The 14,704-nt window shown below is 76.6% G+C and carries 13 protein-coding genes; 6 read left to right on the forward strand and 7 right to left on the reverse strand.

Annotated features, from left to right (window positions below; all coding sequences use genetic code 11):
- Window positions 1-118 precede the first annotated feature (118 nt).
- Window positions 119-1,570, reverse strand: coding sequence for a DHA2 family efflux MFS transporter permease subunit (locus KPL60_RS19485; RefSeq protein WP_226366751.1), 1,452 nt, complete (start codon window positions 1,568-1,570; stop codon window positions 119-121).
- A 150-nt stretch (window positions 1,571-1,720) separates the two neighbouring features.
- Here KPL60_RS19485 and KPL60_RS19490 point away from each other — a divergent pair, with 150 nt between their 5' ends.
- From KPL60_RS19490 to KPL60_RS19505, 4 genes are all read left to right on the forward strand, one after another.
- Window positions 1,721-2,890 carry a geranylgeranyl reductase family protein gene (locus KPL60_RS19490; protein WP_226366752.1) on the forward strand — a complete coding sequence of 390 codons (1,170 nt, stop codon included), beginning with the start codon at window positions 1,721-1,723 and terminating at the stop codon, window positions 2,888-2,890.
- A gap of 52 nt (window positions 2,891-2,942) precedes the next feature.
- Window positions 2,943-3,482 carry an isopentenyl-diphosphate Delta-isomerase gene (gene idi / locus KPL60_RS19495; RefSeq protein ID WP_062400875.1) on the forward strand — a complete coding sequence of 180 codons (540 nt, stop codon included), beginning with the start codon at window positions 2,943-2,945 and terminating at the stop codon, window positions 3,480-3,482.
- A 24-nt stretch (window positions 3,483-3,506) separates the two neighbouring features.
- Entirely contained in the window at window positions 3,507-4,502 is a 996-nt protein-coding gene (locus KPL60_RS19500; protein ID WP_226366753.1) for a small ribosomal subunit Rsm22 family protein, read from the forward strand.
- A gap of 164 nt (window positions 4,503-4,666) precedes the next feature.
- Entirely contained in the window at window positions 4,667-5,239 is a 573-nt protein-coding gene (locus KPL60_RS19505; protein WP_226355655.1) for a hypothetical protein, read from the forward strand.
- 16 nt (window positions 5,240-5,255) lie between these two features.
- Here KPL60_RS19505 and KPL60_RS19510 read toward each other — a convergent pair whose 3' ends face one another.
- Window positions 5,256-6,257 (reverse strand): GTP-binding protein, encoded by a 1,002-nt coding sequence (locus KPL60_RS19510; protein WP_226366754.1) that lies wholly within the window; start codon window positions 6,255-6,257, stop codon window positions 5,256-5,258.
- Between the two features lie 98 nt (window positions 6,258-6,355).
- Between KPL60_RS19510 and KPL60_RS19515 the strand changes: the two genes are divergently transcribed.
- Complete coding sequence (locus KPL60_RS19515) at window positions 6,356-7,345, forward strand: carbohydrate kinase (RefSeq protein ID WP_226355653.1); 990 nt, start codon at window positions 6,356-6,358, stop codon at window positions 7,343-7,345.
- Window positions 7,346-7,348: 3 nt separating this feature from the next.
- On the opposite strand, the gene KPL60_RS19520 is transcribed toward KPL60_RS19515, so the two are convergent.
- Window positions 7,349-8,458, reverse strand: coding sequence for a glycoside hydrolase family 16 protein (locus tag KPL60_RS19520; RefSeq protein ID WP_226366755.1), 1,110 nt, complete (start codon window positions 8,456-8,458; stop codon window positions 7,349-7,351).
- Window positions 8,459-9,039: 581 nt separating this feature from the next.
- On the opposite strand from KPL60_RS19520, the gene KPL60_RS19525 reads away from it, so the two are divergent.
- Window positions 9,040-9,441, forward strand: coding sequence for a cupin domain-containing protein (locus tag KPL60_RS19525; protein WP_226366756.1), 402 nt, complete (start codon window positions 9,040-9,042; stop codon window positions 9,439-9,441).
- 25 nt (window positions 9,442-9,466) lie between these two features.
- On the opposite strand, the gene KPL60_RS19530 is transcribed toward KPL60_RS19525, so the two are convergent.
- From KPL60_RS19530 to KPL60_RS19545, 4 genes are read right to left on the reverse strand one after another with little or no spacing between them, the layout of a single operon-like run.
- On the reverse strand, window positions 9,467-10,501 hold the full coding sequence (locus tag KPL60_RS19530) for a PHP domain-containing protein (protein WP_226355650.1): 1,035 nt from the start codon (window positions 10,499-10,501) through the stop codon (window positions 9,467-9,469).
- A 10-nt stretch (window positions 10,502-10,511) separates the two neighbouring features.
- On the reverse strand, window positions 10,512-12,098 hold the full coding sequence (locus KPL60_RS19535) for a CHAD domain-containing protein (protein WP_226366757.1): 1,587 nt from the start codon (window positions 12,096-12,098) through the stop codon (window positions 10,512-10,514).
- Between the two features lie 60 nt (window positions 12,099-12,158).
- Window positions 12,159-13,646: an FAD-binding oxidoreductase gene (locus KPL60_RS19540; RefSeq protein WP_226366758.1), complete on the reverse strand. Its 1,488-nt coding sequence runs from the start codon at window positions 13,644-13,646 to the stop codon at window positions 12,159-12,161.
- Between the two features lie 40 nt (window positions 13,647-13,686).
- Window positions 13,687-14,640 (reverse strand): FAD-dependent oxidoreductase, encoded by a 954-nt coding sequence (locus KPL60_RS19545; RefSeq protein ID WP_226366759.1) that lies wholly within the window; start codon window positions 14,638-14,640, stop codon window positions 13,687-13,689.
- Window positions 14,641-14,704 lie beyond the last annotated feature (64 nt).

Genomic DNA, 14,704 nt, shown 5'->3' on the forward strand with positions numbered 1-14,704 from the left:
TGCCGCGGCGGCCCATCGCCTGCTGCGGCGACCCGCGCGCGGGGTGCCGGGCGACGTCACGGGGCGCCACAGCGGTCCCGTACGCCGGCGGGGCGCGGGTCGCGGGGCGCGGCGGGGGTCAGGCCCGGGCGTCCTGCGGGGCCGCGGTGGGCGCCGGCAGGCGGGACGCGGCCACCGCGACGACCACCGTCACCAGGGACACCCCCGCCGCGACCAGGAAGGCCGCGTGCACCCCGGCCGCATCGACCCCGGCGCCGGCCGAGGCCAGCGTCATGACGGTGATGAACAGCGCCGTCCCCGCCGCGCCCGCGACCTGCTGCAGCGTGGTGAGGATGGCGCTGCCGTGCGAGTACAGCTCGCCGGGCAGCGAGCCGAGCGCGTCGGTCATCAGCGGCGTGAACATCAGCGCCAGCGCCGCGGACAGGCCCACGTGCAGCACCACGACCAGCCAGATCGGCGTCGCCGCGGCCAGAGTGGTGAACCCCCACATCACGATCGCGAGCAGCACCGAGCCGGGCAGCACCAGCGGACGGGCGCCGACCCGGTCGTAGGCCCGGCCGACGAACGGGCCCAGCAGCCCCATCACGAGCCCGCCCGGCAGCACCACCAGGCCGGCGACGAACGCGCTGTCGCCCAGCACCTCCTGGATGTAGAGCGGCAGCAGGATGATCGCGCCGAACAGCGACATGAACCCGGTCGCGACGAGCACCAGCGACAGCGAGTACCGGCGGACCGCGAACGGACGCAGGTCCAGCAGCGGGGCCGTGCCGGTGCCGCGCTGCAGCCGGACCTGGCGGTGCACGAACACCGCCAGCGCCGCCGCCCCGAGCACCAGCGGCACCCACGGCGGCACCGCGGTGTGCGCGCCCCCGGCGGCGGACTCGCCGATCGCGGACAGCCCGTAGACGATCCCGGAGAACGCGACCGCCGAGATCAGGACCGAGGCGACGTCTAGCGGGGTCCGCGTGGTCTCCGCGGCCACCCGCAGCCGCAGCGCCCCCGCGACCAGGGCGACCAGCGCGATCGGCAGCACGATCCAGAACATCCAGCGCCAGCCCAGCGCGGAGAGGATCACCCCGGACAGCGTCGGGCCGACCGCGGGCGCCACCGCGATGACGATCGAGATCGTGCCCATCGTCTGCCCGCGGCGGCTCGCCGGGACCAGGCGCAGGATCGTCGTCATGAGCAGCGGGATCATCACCGCGGTGCCGGTGGCCTGCACGACCCGCCCGGCCAGCAGGAACCCGAACGCGGGCGCGACCGCGCACAGCAGGGTCCCGGTGCTGAACAGGCCCATCGAGGCGAGGTAGACCGACCGCGGCGGGAACCGCCCCAGCAGGTAGCCGGCGATCGGGATGACCACGGCCATCGTCAGCAGGAACCCGCTGGTCAGCCACTGTGCGGTGGCCGGGGTGACCCGCAGGTCGGCGATCAGCGCGGGCAGCGCCACGCTCATGATCGTCTCGTTCAGGATCATAACGAACGCCGAGCCGACGAGCAGCGAGATGATCAGCAGGGCTCCGGCGGGCAGCCGCTCGGCGTCGCGGCCGGCGGCCGGCTCGGTGGTCACAGCGTGCTCCTCGGTACGTGACGGACGCGCCCACCCGCGGCGGCGGCGCACGGCGCGGCCGGGCGACGGGGTGGCGGTGTGCGAGTGCACCACGGCCGGGCGGGCGGTGGCGAGCCGTTTCCGCCCGGGCGCGGAGGGGACAATGGCGCCATGTCCACCTACGACGTCGTCGTGGTCGGGGCCGGTCCCGCCGGCTGCGCCGCGGCACTCAACGTGCTGCGGCTGCGACCGTCGGCGTCGGTGCTCCTGCTCGACGCCGCGGCCTTCCCCCGCGACAAGACCTGCGGCGACGGCGTCGCGGCCGAGGTGTTCGACCTGCTCGACGAGCTGGGCGCCACCGGGGTCCGGACGCTCGGCGTCGCGGCACCGCGGCTGCGCCTGCGCACCCCCCAGGGCCGGGTCGTGCACCGCACCGCGCCCCGGCCGAACCGGGTGGTCACACGGCTGGAGCTGGACGCGGCGCTGGTCGACGCGGCCGTCGCCGCCGGGGCGCAGCTGCGCCGCCACCGGGTCCGCACCGTCGTCCCGCACGGGGACCGGGTGCTGCTCGACGACGACGTCGTCGCGAGGGTCGTGATCGGCGCCGACGGGGCCCACTCGGTGGTCCGCCGCGCGCTCGGCGCGCCGGGCGTGCCGCCGTCGTCGACGGCGGTGGCGATCCGCGGGTACGCCCCGGTCGCCGCCGAGCCGGGGACGCTGTCGATCGAGTACGCCGGCGGCGCCGTCCCGGCCTACGCCTGGTCGTTCCCGATCGCGGGCGGCGGCGCGAACGTCGGCTACGGCGTGTTCGACGAGCGCGGCGCCGGGAACCGGGCGTCGTTGCTGGAGCGGCTCGCCGCCCTGCTGCCCGGCCAGGAACCGGACCCGGCGACGCTGCGCGCGCACCACCTGCCGCTGTCCACCGCGCCCCGGTTCCAGCCCGACGGCCGGGTGCTGCTGGCCGGCGACGCCGCGGCGAAGGTGAACCCGCTGACCGGCGAGGGGATCTTCGACGCCGTCGCCTCCGGGATCCTCGCCGGGCGCAGCGCGCTGCGCGGCGACGACGCGGGCGCCGCCCACCGCGCCGCCATGGAGCGGACCTTCGCCCGCCACCACCGCCACGTCGGGGCGCTCGCGCGGCTGGCCGCGCGTCCCGCGTTCCTCGACGCCGCGATCGGCGCCGCCGCCCGGAACCAGCGGGTGTTCGACTGCGCGGTCGGGCTGGGGCTGGCGCGGGGCACGGTCTCCCCCGCCGCGCTCGCGGTCGTCGCCGCGCACCTGCCGGGTGCCGCGCTCGGCGGCGCGGTCCGGCGCCGCGCGGCCGCCCGCTCCGGGGTGTGAGCCGGTACCGGCCGACGGGCCGCGGCCGCCGGGCTCCGGTAGACAGGACGGCATGGAACAGGTCGTGCTGCTGGACGACGACGGCAACCCGGTCGGCGTCGCGGACAAGGCCACCGTGCACGGTGCGAGCACCCCGCGGCACCTGGCGTTCTCCTGCTACGGCGTCGACGACGCCGGCCGGCTGCTGGTGACCCGGCGCGCCCGCACCAAGACCGCCTTCCCGCTGGTCTGGACCAACACCTGCTGCGGGCACCCCGCCCCCGGCGAGGACATGGCCGACGCGGTGCACCGCAGGCTGGCCGACGAGCTGGGCATCCGCGCGACCGAGCTGCGGATGGTGCTGCCGGACTTCAGCTACCGCGCGTCGCAGGACGGGATCGAGGAGAACGAGCTGTGCCCGGTGTTCGTCGCCCGGATCAGCGGCGAGCCCGAGCCGCGCCCCGACGAGGTCGAGGACGTGGCCTGGTGGAGCTGGTCTCGTTTCCGCGCCGCCGCCGACGACCCGGCCTCCGGGCTGTCGCCGTGGGCGCGGATGCAGGCCCCGCTGCTCGACGTGCTGGCCGACCCGCTGCTGGTCGGCGCCCGGGGCTGAGCCCGGGACTGGTGGAATGGGCGGGTGGTCCCCGACCTGTCCCCCGACCTGTCCGGCGCGCTGGGCGCCGCCCTCGACGACGCGCTCGACCGGGTCCCCGCCGCGCGGCTCGCGCCGGTGGTCGACCGGCTGATCCGCGACTACCGCAGCGGCACCGTGCCCACCGCGCCGATCCTGCGCACCGACGACGACGCGGCCGCCTACGCCGCGTACCGGATGCCCGCGACGCACGCGGCGGTCGTCGACGTGCTGGAGCGGGCCGCCGCGCGGGTGCCGGAGCCGGTGTCGCTGCTCGACCTCGGCGGCGGGACCGGCGCCGCGGTGTGGGCCGCGGCGCAGGTCTGGCCGTCGCTGGAGCGGGCCACGGTGCTGGAGGCTGCCGCGCCGGCCCGGGCGCTGGGCCGCAGGCTCGCGGGCGGGGCGCCGTCGGCACTGCTGCGCGGGGCCCGCTGGGAGGCCGCGGTGCTCGGCACCGCCCCGGCGCTGCCGGACACCGACCTGCTGACCGCCTGCTACCTGCTCGGGGAGCTGCCGGTGCCGGTGCGCGACGCCGTCGTCGACGCCGCCGCCCGGGCCGCGCGGGTGGTCGTGCTCGTCGAGCCGGGGACGCCGGCCGGGCACGCGCGCATCCTCGACGCCCGTGCCCGGCTGCTCGCCGCGGGCCTGACCGTCGCCGCGCCCTGCCCGCACGACGGCGCCTGCCCGGTGACCGGCGACGACTGGTGCCACTTCGCCGTGCGCGTCGGGCGCAGCTCGCGGCACCGGGTGCTGAAGGCCGGCTCGCTGGGCCACGAGGACGAGAAGTTCTCCTACGTCGTCGCCGTGCGTGACGACGACGGCACCGTCGGACGGGCCCCGGGCCGGGTGATTCGGCACCCGCACACACGCAAGGGACTGGTGACGCTGCGTGTCTGTGAGGCGGACGGGACGCTGCGGGACACCCCCGTCCCGCGCAGTCGCAAGGAGCTGTTCCGGCACGCCCGTGACACCGCGTGGGGCGACGCCTGGCCACCCGGGTGAGCCCTCCGGGTTGCTCGCAAGCGGGGGAGGCGAACGTCACAGCCCGGACGTGCCGAAGAACGTTGTGAATCTGTAACACCGACCGGCATCGTGGGCGACTGACCGGGCGAGACGGCCATCAGGTGGGCCGCGAGCAGCAGCATTCTCACAGATCGAGCACGACCATGAACGACTTCGTCGCCGGCGCCCCCGCCGACCGCCTGCCCACCCTCGTCCGCACCCGTACCGGATATCGCGTGTACGACCCGGCCCTGATCGCCGGCACCGACTACGTCGTCGACGACGCGGGCGACCTCGTCTACACGAAGCTCCCGGCCGGTGCGATGACCGGCTCCGCCGTCGTCGCCGCCGCCGTGGTGGCGCTCACCGTGGGTGAGAACAGCTGGTCCTGGTCGGCGCTGGCGTTCCTCGTCTGCCTGCCCGTCGCGCTGGGGCTGGCGATCGGGGTGCTCTCGGTCATCCACGCGGTCACCGACCCGGTCCGGCCCTACCGCGCCCGCACCGGGCACACCCGTTTCGCCCGCGACATCGCCGCGACCGACCCCGCCTCCTGGCAGCTCTGCGTGCGCGCCGAGCGGCTCGCGGCGACGCCGTCGTGGCAGGCGGGCCGGATCGACCCGACCCGCACCCTCGGTGTCCTGCTGTGGACCGCCGTCGCCGGTGGGGAGGCGTGGGCCGCCGAGGCGCTGACCCAGCTGGCCGAGCCGGCGACGGGCCCGGACCTCACCTCGGTCTGAGCCCTCCCCGGGGTCGTCAGGTCGCGTAGCGGGCGACCGGGAGCAGGGCGTCGGCGTCGCGGCGGTCGGTGTCGGTCGCGACGCAGGCCCGCAGCGACCGGTGCAGCGCGTCGGAGTCCAGCCCGGTCCCGATCAGGACCAGGGTGGTGCGGCGGGGCTCGTCGGTGTCCCACCGGCTCCGGTGGAACCGCACGTACCGGCCGACGGTGTGCAGGTCCCAGCGTTCCCGGTCGGGGGCTGCGGCGAAGCGCACCGAGCCCTTGATCCGGTACAGCCCGGACGGCCGGGCGTCGAGGAGGTCCTGCAGGCGGGCGGCGTCGAGCGGCTCGTCGCACAGGAACGTCAGGCTCTGGTAGCCGGCGTGCAGGTGGTGGGCGTGCGGCTCGTCGACGCGCTCGCCCAGCATCAGCTGCCTGCCCGGCACGATCTCGATGTCGAACAGCAGCGCCGGGTCCACCGCGCCGTCGCGGACCGGGACGATCGGGGCCCGCGGGTTCGCCTCGCGGCACAGCCGCCGGACCCGCCACAGCGGCCCCGGCCCCACCCGGTCGATCTTGTTCAGGACGACGAGGTCGGCCATGCCGACGTGCTTGTCGAGCTGGGGGTGGCGGCGCCGCGAGTCCTCGAACTCCGCGGCGTCGACGACCTCGACGAGCCCGCCGAAGCTCAGGTGCTGGCCCAGCGCGTCGAGCACGAGCTGGACCAGCGTGCCGGGCTCGGCGATGCCGCTGGCCTCGATGACGACGACGTCGATCTCGTCGCGGCGGCGGGTCAGCTTCTCCAGCACCGAGGAGACGCCGCCCTCGCCGACCTCGCAGCACAGGCAGCCGTTGCCGAGCCCGACGACGTCGCCGGCCTGACCGGCCACGCGCATCGCGTCGATGCCGACCGACCCGAAGTCGTTGACGACCACGCCGATCCGCGCGTCCCCGCCCGCGGCGAGGAGGTGGTTCAGCAGTGTCGTCTTGCCGGCTCCGAGGAATCCGGCCAGCACCACGACCGGGATCTTCCGGGGCATCCGTCATGCCTACCACGTGCGTGTCGACGCACCGTGACGTGGTCGTGACCCGTCACGGACCTGTCCGGGGACCCCGATCGGACCACTACAGTGCGGCCATGCCCGACACAGCTGCCGGACGCCCGCCACGCGGAGTGATCGCCGTCGCCGGAGAAGCACTCGTCGACATCGTCCCCGCCCCCGCGCACGGGTACTGGGAGCTCGCCCCCGGCGGCAGCCCCGCGAACGTCGCGGTCGGGCTGTCCCGCCTCGACGTGCCGGCCCGGATGCTGGCCCGGCTCGCCGACGACCTGCTCGGGCGCAAGCTGCGCGACCACCTCGCGGACAACGGCGTCGACCTGTCGCACTCGGTCGAGGCGGACGAGCCGTCGTCGCTGGCGATCGTGGAGCTGGCCGCCGACGGGCAGGCGTCCTACGACTTCCGGATCGCGGGCACCGCGGACTGGCAGTGGACCGACGACGAGCTCGCCGGGGCCCTCGACGACGGCCCGGCCGGCCCGGTCGTCGCCGTCCACTCCGGATCGCTGGCGCTGACCACCGCGCCCGGTCACGAGGCGCTGCGCGAGCTGCTCGCCTCCGCCGTGGACACCGCGACGGTGAGCTACGACCCGAACTTCCGGCCGCTGCTGATGGGCACGCCGGAGGAGATCCTGCCCGGCGTGCACGAGCTGCTCGGCGTGGCCGACGTGGTGAAGGTCAGCGAGGAGGACCTGGGCTGGCTGCACCCGGGCCGCGAGCCCGGCGACGTCGTCGGCGAGTGGCTCGAGCTCGGTCCGGCGGTCGTCGTGGTCACCCTCGGGGCGAACGGGGTGCTGGCCGGGACGTCGTCGGGGCTGCACCTGGTGCTGCCCGGCCGCACCGTCGAGGTCGTCGACACCGTCGGTGCCGGGGACAGCTTCTCCGCGGCGCTGCTCGCCGGTCTGCACCGGCGCGGGCTGCTCGGCGCGACCGCCCGCGACGACCTCTACCGCATCGACCGGCCGACGCTGGAGGCCGTGCTGACCGAGGCCGTCGCGGCGTCGGCGATCACCTGCTCGCGGCACGGCGCGAACCCGCCCACCCGCGCGGAGCTCGACGCCGCGGTCTGAGCCTCAGCGGTGCTCGCGGGCGAGCATCGCGGTCTGCGCCTGCTGCTCGGGCCCCGACAGCTCGCGCGGCTTCCGGTCGGGGAAGTCGCGGGGCTGCCCGGTCGCGGCCGAGCCGGGCGGGAGGCTCAGCGTGGCCACGGTGCTCTGCGGCAGCGCCCACTGCCGGGCCCAGTCCATGTGCATGGCGGTGGGGCCGCCGGCGTTGCCGAAGTAGTCCAGCTGCATGGTCATGTTCATCGGGCGCGGCGGGAACTGGTCGGTGTCGGTGTTGGAGTACCACTCCTTCCCGTTCACGTACGCGGTGATCTTCTCCGGGGTCCACTCCAGCGCGTAGGCCGACCACTGCGTCGAGTCGTGCTTCACCGACCCGTAGTCCTGGTCGTTGCCCGGTCCGTAGTGGAGGAAGAAGCTGGTCTTCTGGCGGGAGTCGTCCATGATCTCCATCCAGTCGACCTCGCCGCCGACCGGGAAGTCCTCGGCCACCGGCCAGAGCAGCAGCAGCGCGTTGATCCCGCCCCGGCCCTCGTCCGACTTCACGCAGGCCTCCCAGCGGCCGTACTTCTGGCCGGGGTGCCAGCTGACGGCACCGGTGTTGCCGTCGGCGTCGGCGGAGATGGTCATCGCCCCGTCGGCGACCGTGACCGCCTCCGGGGTGCGGGTGCCCTTCTTGTTGTGGCCGGGCTCGGGGCCGTAGGGGTGCCAGTCCGGCGGGACCGTGGTGCCGTCGAAATCGGACTCGCGGGTGGGAGCGCCCCAGCCGAGCTCCTGCGCCGCGGTCTCGGTGCAGTGCGACGACGCCGGGGGTGCGGCGGGGTCGGCCGGGGCCGCCTTCGCCGTCCCGCCGGCCGGGTCGCCTCCCGGGGTCGCGGTGCCCGCGGCCGGGCCGGTCGGGTCTCCGCCGGCCGGGTCGGTCGGGTCTCCGCCGGTCGGGGTGGGCGCGGCCGCGCCGCTGCCGTCCCGCGGGGGCGCCGGGTCGTCGGCGACGGTCCGGGCCACGGCGCTCGCCGGCGCCGCGGGTGCCGCCGACGCCGCCGACGCACCGGCCGTCGTGACCGCCGACAGCGTGAGCGTCGCGGCGAGCACCGCCACCGTCGTCCTGGTCCTGGTCCGCACCGTGGATCACTCCCGTCACTCGGTCACCTGCGGTCCCATCTCACGTGCGGTGGGTGAGGAGCACCAGTCGAACCACCCGTCCGGGGAGCGCGCGGACGGGTGGGATGCGGTCGTCAGTGGACGGAGGGTGATTCTCCTGCGGGCACCGGTGACGACGGGTGACCGTCCCGGTGCGCGGAGGCGGCTGTGGCGCCCCGTCGCGGCGCGGGGCACCCCGCGCGCGGGGTGCCGGGCGCGGTGGCGGGTCGCCGCGCCTCGCGCGCCCGCCGGTCGGCGCGGTCGCCGCGCCTCGCGCGCCCGCCGGTCGGCGCGGTCGCGGCGCCGACACGCACCCGGGCCGGTCGGCGGCCGCCGCCGCGGCGCACCCGGGTCCGCCGACGCGGCCGGCCCGGAGAGGCGGCGCGGTCCGGCGTCGCACCCCGCGGACGGAGGTGTCGCACCCCGGCGGGGGCTCCCGCACCCGCCGCGACGGGTGCGGCGACCGCACCAGGGGTGCGACGCGCCCCCGGGGGCCGATGCCCCGGGGCGCTGCGAGGTGGGGGTCCGGGAGGGACTGCGCGTCCGCCTGCCAGAGTGGCGGCGTGGCTCGCCCCGACCTCGCCGTCGCGCTGGACCTCGCCCCGCACCCGGAGGGTGGCTGGTACCGGCGGACCTGGACCTCACCGGTCGTCGTCGCGACCCCGTACGGTCCTCGCCCCTCGGCGACGGCGATCCTCTATCTCTTCGACGCCCCCGGCCGGTGGCACCGCGTCCGGTCCACCGAGCTGTGGTGCCGGCACTCGGGCCCCGAGGCGGACCTAATCCTCGGTGGTGACGGGCCGGACCCCGTCCCCGGGGCCCGGTTGCGCCTCGGGCCGGCCGGCCCGCAGCAGGAGGTCCCGGCCGGGGTGTGGCAGCGGGCGGAGCCGGCGGGGCCGGGGGCGGTCCTGGTCAGCTGCGTCGTCTCCCCCGGCTTCGACTTCGCCGACTTCGAGCTGCGCTGAGCCGGGCGCCCGCCGGCACAGGAGGTCAGCGGCGCAGCAGGCCCGCGAGGTCGCGGGTGTTGCGGATCCGCTCCGGGTCCACCCCGCAGGCGACGGCGCGGGCGCAGCCGTGGTCGAGCCAGTCGAGCTGTCCGGGGGCGTGCGCGTCGGTGTCGATCGTGAACTCGCACCCGGCCTCGACGGCCAGGCGCAGCAGCCGCTTCGGCGGGTCGAGGCGCTCGGGCCGGGCGTTGATCTCCACGGCGACGCCGTGTTCCGCGCAGGCGGCGAAGACGGCGTCGGCGTCGAACTCGGACTCGGGGCGCTTGCGGCGGCCGGTGACCATCCGGCCGGTGCAGTGCCCGAGCACGTCGACGTGCGGGTTCGCGACGGCGGTGAGCATCCGCTCGGTCATCTCGTCGCGGGGCATCCGCAGCTTCGAGTGCACGCTGGCCACCACCACGTCGAGCGCGGCGAGCAGGTCCTCGGACTGGTCGAGGGCGCCGTCGTCGAGGATGTCCACCTCGATGCCGGTGAGCACCCGGAAGTCCGACCCGGACGCGGCGATCCGCTCGTTGAGCTGCGCGATCTGCTCGACCTGGCGGCGCAGCCGGTCCGCGGACAGCCCGTTCGCGACGGTCAGGCGTGGCGAGTGGTCGGTGACGACGAGGTAGTCGTGGCCCAGCCCGATCGCGGTCTCGGCCATCTCGGCGAGCGGGGAGCCGCCGTCGGAGGCGTCGGTGTGGCTGTGGCAGTCCCCGCGCAGGCCCTCGCGCAGCCGCAGCGCCGCCTCGGCCAGGGGCACCCCGGTGGCGTCGGCGCGGGCGACGGCGTCCTCCAGCCGTCGCAGGTAGACCGGTTCCTCCCCGGCGACGGACTCCCCCACGCAGCGCGCGGTCACCTCGCCGACGCCCTTCAGGTCGGTGAGGCCGCCCGCGGCGTGCAGCCGGGCCAGCTCCTCGGTGTCACGGCCGCGCAGCGCGGCGGCCGCGGTCCGGAACGCGCGCACCCGGTAGGTCGACTCCTGGGCGCGTTCGAGCAGGAACGCGATCCGGCGGAGGTCGGCGACGGCGTCTCTCACCCCGCGCAGGCTAGCGGCGCATCCACCGGCGGGCGCGCCGCGTCCACGCCGTCTCCCACACCGTGGGCAGCCTGCGCTCCAGGTCGAGCATCGTCGCGGTGTCCCGGCCGTGCAGCACGCCGAAGGTGAACCCGTTGTCCCGCTCGGCGCCGGCGCGGGCCCCGAGGGTCCGCAGGGTCTCCCGGGAGACGACGGCGTCCTGGTGCTCGCCGAGCACGTCGGAGACCTTCTTGAGCCGCTTCGCGAACGCCCGCGCGTCCTTCCCGACGCCGGGCCGGGCGACCTCGGTGGCGTAGCGGAGCTGCTTGCCGGTCTTGCGGGCGTCGTGCAGCGAGTCGGGGGCGACCCGACCGGCGTCGAGGTCGGCCAGTGCGCGTTCCATCCGCCGCTCCAGCTTGCGGGCCGTGCGGCCCACCATCGCGGGCAGGACCGCGGTCGCAGGCCTGCGGGCCCGGCGCGACAGCGGCGGGTCGGCGAGCAGCCGGCGCAGCGCGCCCTGCAGCGCGGCGTAGCGCTCCCCGTCGACGACGTCGAGCACCGCCGCGCCGGTCTCGGCGCGGGTGCGGGCGAAGTGTCGGGTGACGGCGGCCTGCACCGGTCCCAGCAGCAGCTCCGGCTCCAGCGCGGTCAGCCGGGCGTTCAGGCGCTCCTCCTGGACCTCGGCGTCGCGCTCACCGGCCAGCGCCCGGCCCAGCCAGCGCAGCTCGGCGACCACGTGCGCGGCCCGCGGGCCCTCCAGGAGCCTCGCGTAGGTGCGCAGCGCGCTGCGCATCCGGCGGGCGGCGATGCGCATCTGGTGCACCGCGTCCGGGCGGTCGGCGCGCAGGTCCTGCTCGCGTGCGGCGAGCGCGTCGACCTGGTCGCCGAGGTAGCGCAGCAGCAGCGCACCGGCGCTGCCCTTGCGCCCGGTCCGCCGCGGCGGGTCGACGGGCGCCGCCTCGGCCAGCAGCGCGGTCAGCCGGGCGTACCCGCCGCGCGGGGCCCGGACGAGGCCGGTGGTGCGCAGGGCGTCGTCGAGCTGCTGCAGCAGGGCGGTCCCGGCCGTCCCCGGTTCGACGACGGCCTCGGTCCAGCTCTCGACGGTCGCCGACCCGCCCAGCGTCGCGACGTCGACCTGCTCGCGGGTCAGGGTGGCCAGGTCGCGCCCGGCGTCGTCGCGCAGCCTGCTGACGGTGCGGGTGACGTGCAACCGGCCCACCGGCACCAGCGGCGCGTCGCCGCGGATCCGGCGGACGAGCGCGTCGATGCCGTCGGGGACCGACCGGTCGGCGACGCCCTCGACCTCGCTGCCGGACAGCGGGACGCGCAGGTCGTCGTCGGGGCCGGCGTCGGGCAGCCGCAGCACCCAGACCGAGCCGGGCGCCACCACCGAGGCCCGGTCGGGCACCACGTGCTCGACGACGAGCTCGATGCCCGCGGAGAACAGCCGCAGGTCGGCGGTGTCGAGACGGTCGACCTCGCGGACCTCGGCCGCCACCACCGCCACCACCTCGTGCACGCCGTCCACGCCGGACAGCCGCGGCGCGCCGGTGTGCGCCGGGCCCCGGTAGGTCAGGGCGAGCGCGGACGGGACCAGGGCCGGGTCGGTCGTACTCATCCTCCGGGGTTCCCCGGCGCGGGGACGATCACGCGCGGCCATCCGGGCGACGCATCCGGTTCAGACGGCCTTGCCCGGGTTCAGGATGCCGTCCGGGTCCAGGGCCGCCTTCACCGCCCGCTGCAGGGCGAGCACCTCCGGGCCGAGCTCCCGCTCCATCCCGTCGCGCTTGAGCAGGCCGACGCCGTGCTCGCCGGTGACCGTCCCGCCCAGCTCGACGGCCGCGCCGATGATCTCGTCGAACGCGGCGCGGGTGCGGTCCCGGGCGTCCGGGTCGTCGTGCGGGGTGAGCATCAGCGGGTGCAGGTTCCCGTCGCCGGCGTGCGCGACGGTCGCGATCCGGACCCCGCGGCGACGGCCGATGTCCTCGATCCGGGCGAGCATCTGGGCCATCCGCGGCCGGGGGACGCAGACGTCCTCGGTCAGCATCCCCATCCCGAGCTGCTCCAGCGCCGGGTAGGCCATCCGGCGGGCGGCGAACAGCGCCTCGGACTCGGTCTCGTCGGTCGAGGCCATCGCCTCGGTCGCCCCGTGCGCGGTGAACGCGGCCAGGATCGCGTCGGCCTCGGCCTGTGCGGCGGGCTCGGGCAGGTCGGTCTGGGCGATCAGCAGCGCCGCGGCGCCGGTCGGCAGGCCCGCGTTGCGCCACGCGTTGACCGCGGCCAGGCACTCCCGGTCGACCAGCTCGAACACCGCGGGCTGCAGCCCCTGCTCGGTGACGGCGGCGACCGCGGCCCCGCAGTCGGCGAGGGAGTCGAAGAACCCGACGACGGTGCGCGGCGCGGCCGGGCGGGCCGGGCGCAGCTTCACGGTGATCTCGGTGATGATCCCGAGCGTCCCCTCCGAGCCGACCATCAGCCCGGCGAGGTCGTAGCCGACGACGCCCTTCGCGGTGCGCCGCCCGACCCGCACGACCTCCCCGGTGGCGGTGACGACCTCGAGGGCGAGCACGTAGTCGCGGGTGACGCCGTACTTGACGCAGCACAGCCCGCCCGCGTTGGTCGCGACGTTGCCGCCGATCGTCGACCAGGGCGCCGACGCCGGGTCCGGCGGGTACCAGAGGCCCTGCTCCGCGCAGGCGGCCCGCAGGTCGTCGTTGACCACCCCCGGTTCGACGACGGCGAGCCGCTCCCCCGCCGAGATCTCCCGGATCGCGGTCATCCGTTCCAGGCTGACCAGGACGCAGCCGTCGACGGCGTTCGCCCCGCCGGAGAGCCCGGTGCCCGCGCCCCGCGCGACGACCGGGACCCGGTGGGCGGCGCAGGCCCGCACGGTCGCGGCGACGTCGGCGGTGGTCCGTGCCCGCACCACGCAGAGCGGTGTGCCGTACTCGGCCCACTCGGCCTCGTCGTGGACGTAGGGGCGCACGACGTCGGGATCGGTGAGGACCCGGTCGGCGTCGAGCGCGGCGGCCAGCTCGGCGAGCACCGCGCGCCCGGCGGTGTCCGGGCCGGAGGCGTCGAGCTCCGCGGGCGCGGTGGACCCGCCGAACGGCCGTCCCTCCGGTTCGACGACGACGGGGGCGGCAGCGGTGGCGCGGTCGGGCATGCCCACGACGGTAGGTCGCCGACGCCGACGCGGCCAGGGCTCAGCGGCCCGGGCGCCCCGCGAGCTCCCCGGCCAGCTCCAGCCCGGACAGCCAGGCCGTCTGCACCCGGGACCGGCCCCAGCCGTCCCCGGCGAGGGCGATGCCGTCGTCGCCGAGGTGGAAGGTCTGCTCCCGCGTGCCGGCGGGGGCGGCGAAGCGCCAGCGGTGCACGTGCGTCCAGTCCGGCTCCGCGGTGATGCCCAGCAGCTCCCGGACGGCGGCGGTCATCGCGGGCACCGCGCCGGCGGGGTCGGCGTCGTGGGCGCGGGCGAGGTCGCCGGTGGAGTGCGCGACGAGCACCGGGGCGTCGTCGCCGCGACGGTCGCCGTCGTCGGCGACGAGGGACAGGACGGGGTGGTCGTTGACGAACGCCGCGGGCAGCCGCGGCCAGTCCCGCGCGGCGAACCCGGCGGTCAGGGCGAGCACCGGGTTCCACGCCCGCCCGGCGACCGCGGCGCCCGCGGGGGTGTCCGGGTCGAGCAGCCGGGCGGCCTGCGGGTCGGGCATCGCCAGCACGACGGCGTCGGCGCGCTCCCCGTCGACGGTCGGGCCGTCCGGGCCGGGGCGGACCCGCTCGACCGTGTGGCCGGTGCGGACGTCGAGGTCACGGGCGGTGTCGGTGACCAGCGACCGCAGCCCGGCGGGCGCCGCGAACCGCAGCGGGCCCGGGTTGTCCGCGCCCCGGGCGGCGCCGTCGAACACCGCGAGGGTGTCGGTCCACCCGCGGACCAGGCCGTCGTCGCGCCAGCGGCGGACGCGGGCGTCGAACCGGTCGTCGGAGACGGTGAAGTAGGCGGCGCCGATGTCGGCGGGACGGCCGTCGTGGCGGTGCACCGCGAGCCGTCCCCCGGCTCCGCGGGCCCGCTCGTACACCGTCACGTCCACGCCGCGGGCGGCCAGCTCCGCGGCGCAGGTCACCCCGGCGATGCCGGCCCCGATCACGATCACGCCCACACCGGGACCCTAGGCGGGGGTCGCCCCGGGAGCACGTCCACGGTTAGGGTGACCTAAGAACGAG

It is taken from the genome of Pseudonocardia sp. ICBG162, from assembly GCF_020496225.1.
Classification (GTDB): Bacteria; Actinomycetota; Actinomycetes; order Mycobacteriales; family Pseudonocardiaceae; genus Pseudonocardia; species Pseudonocardia alni.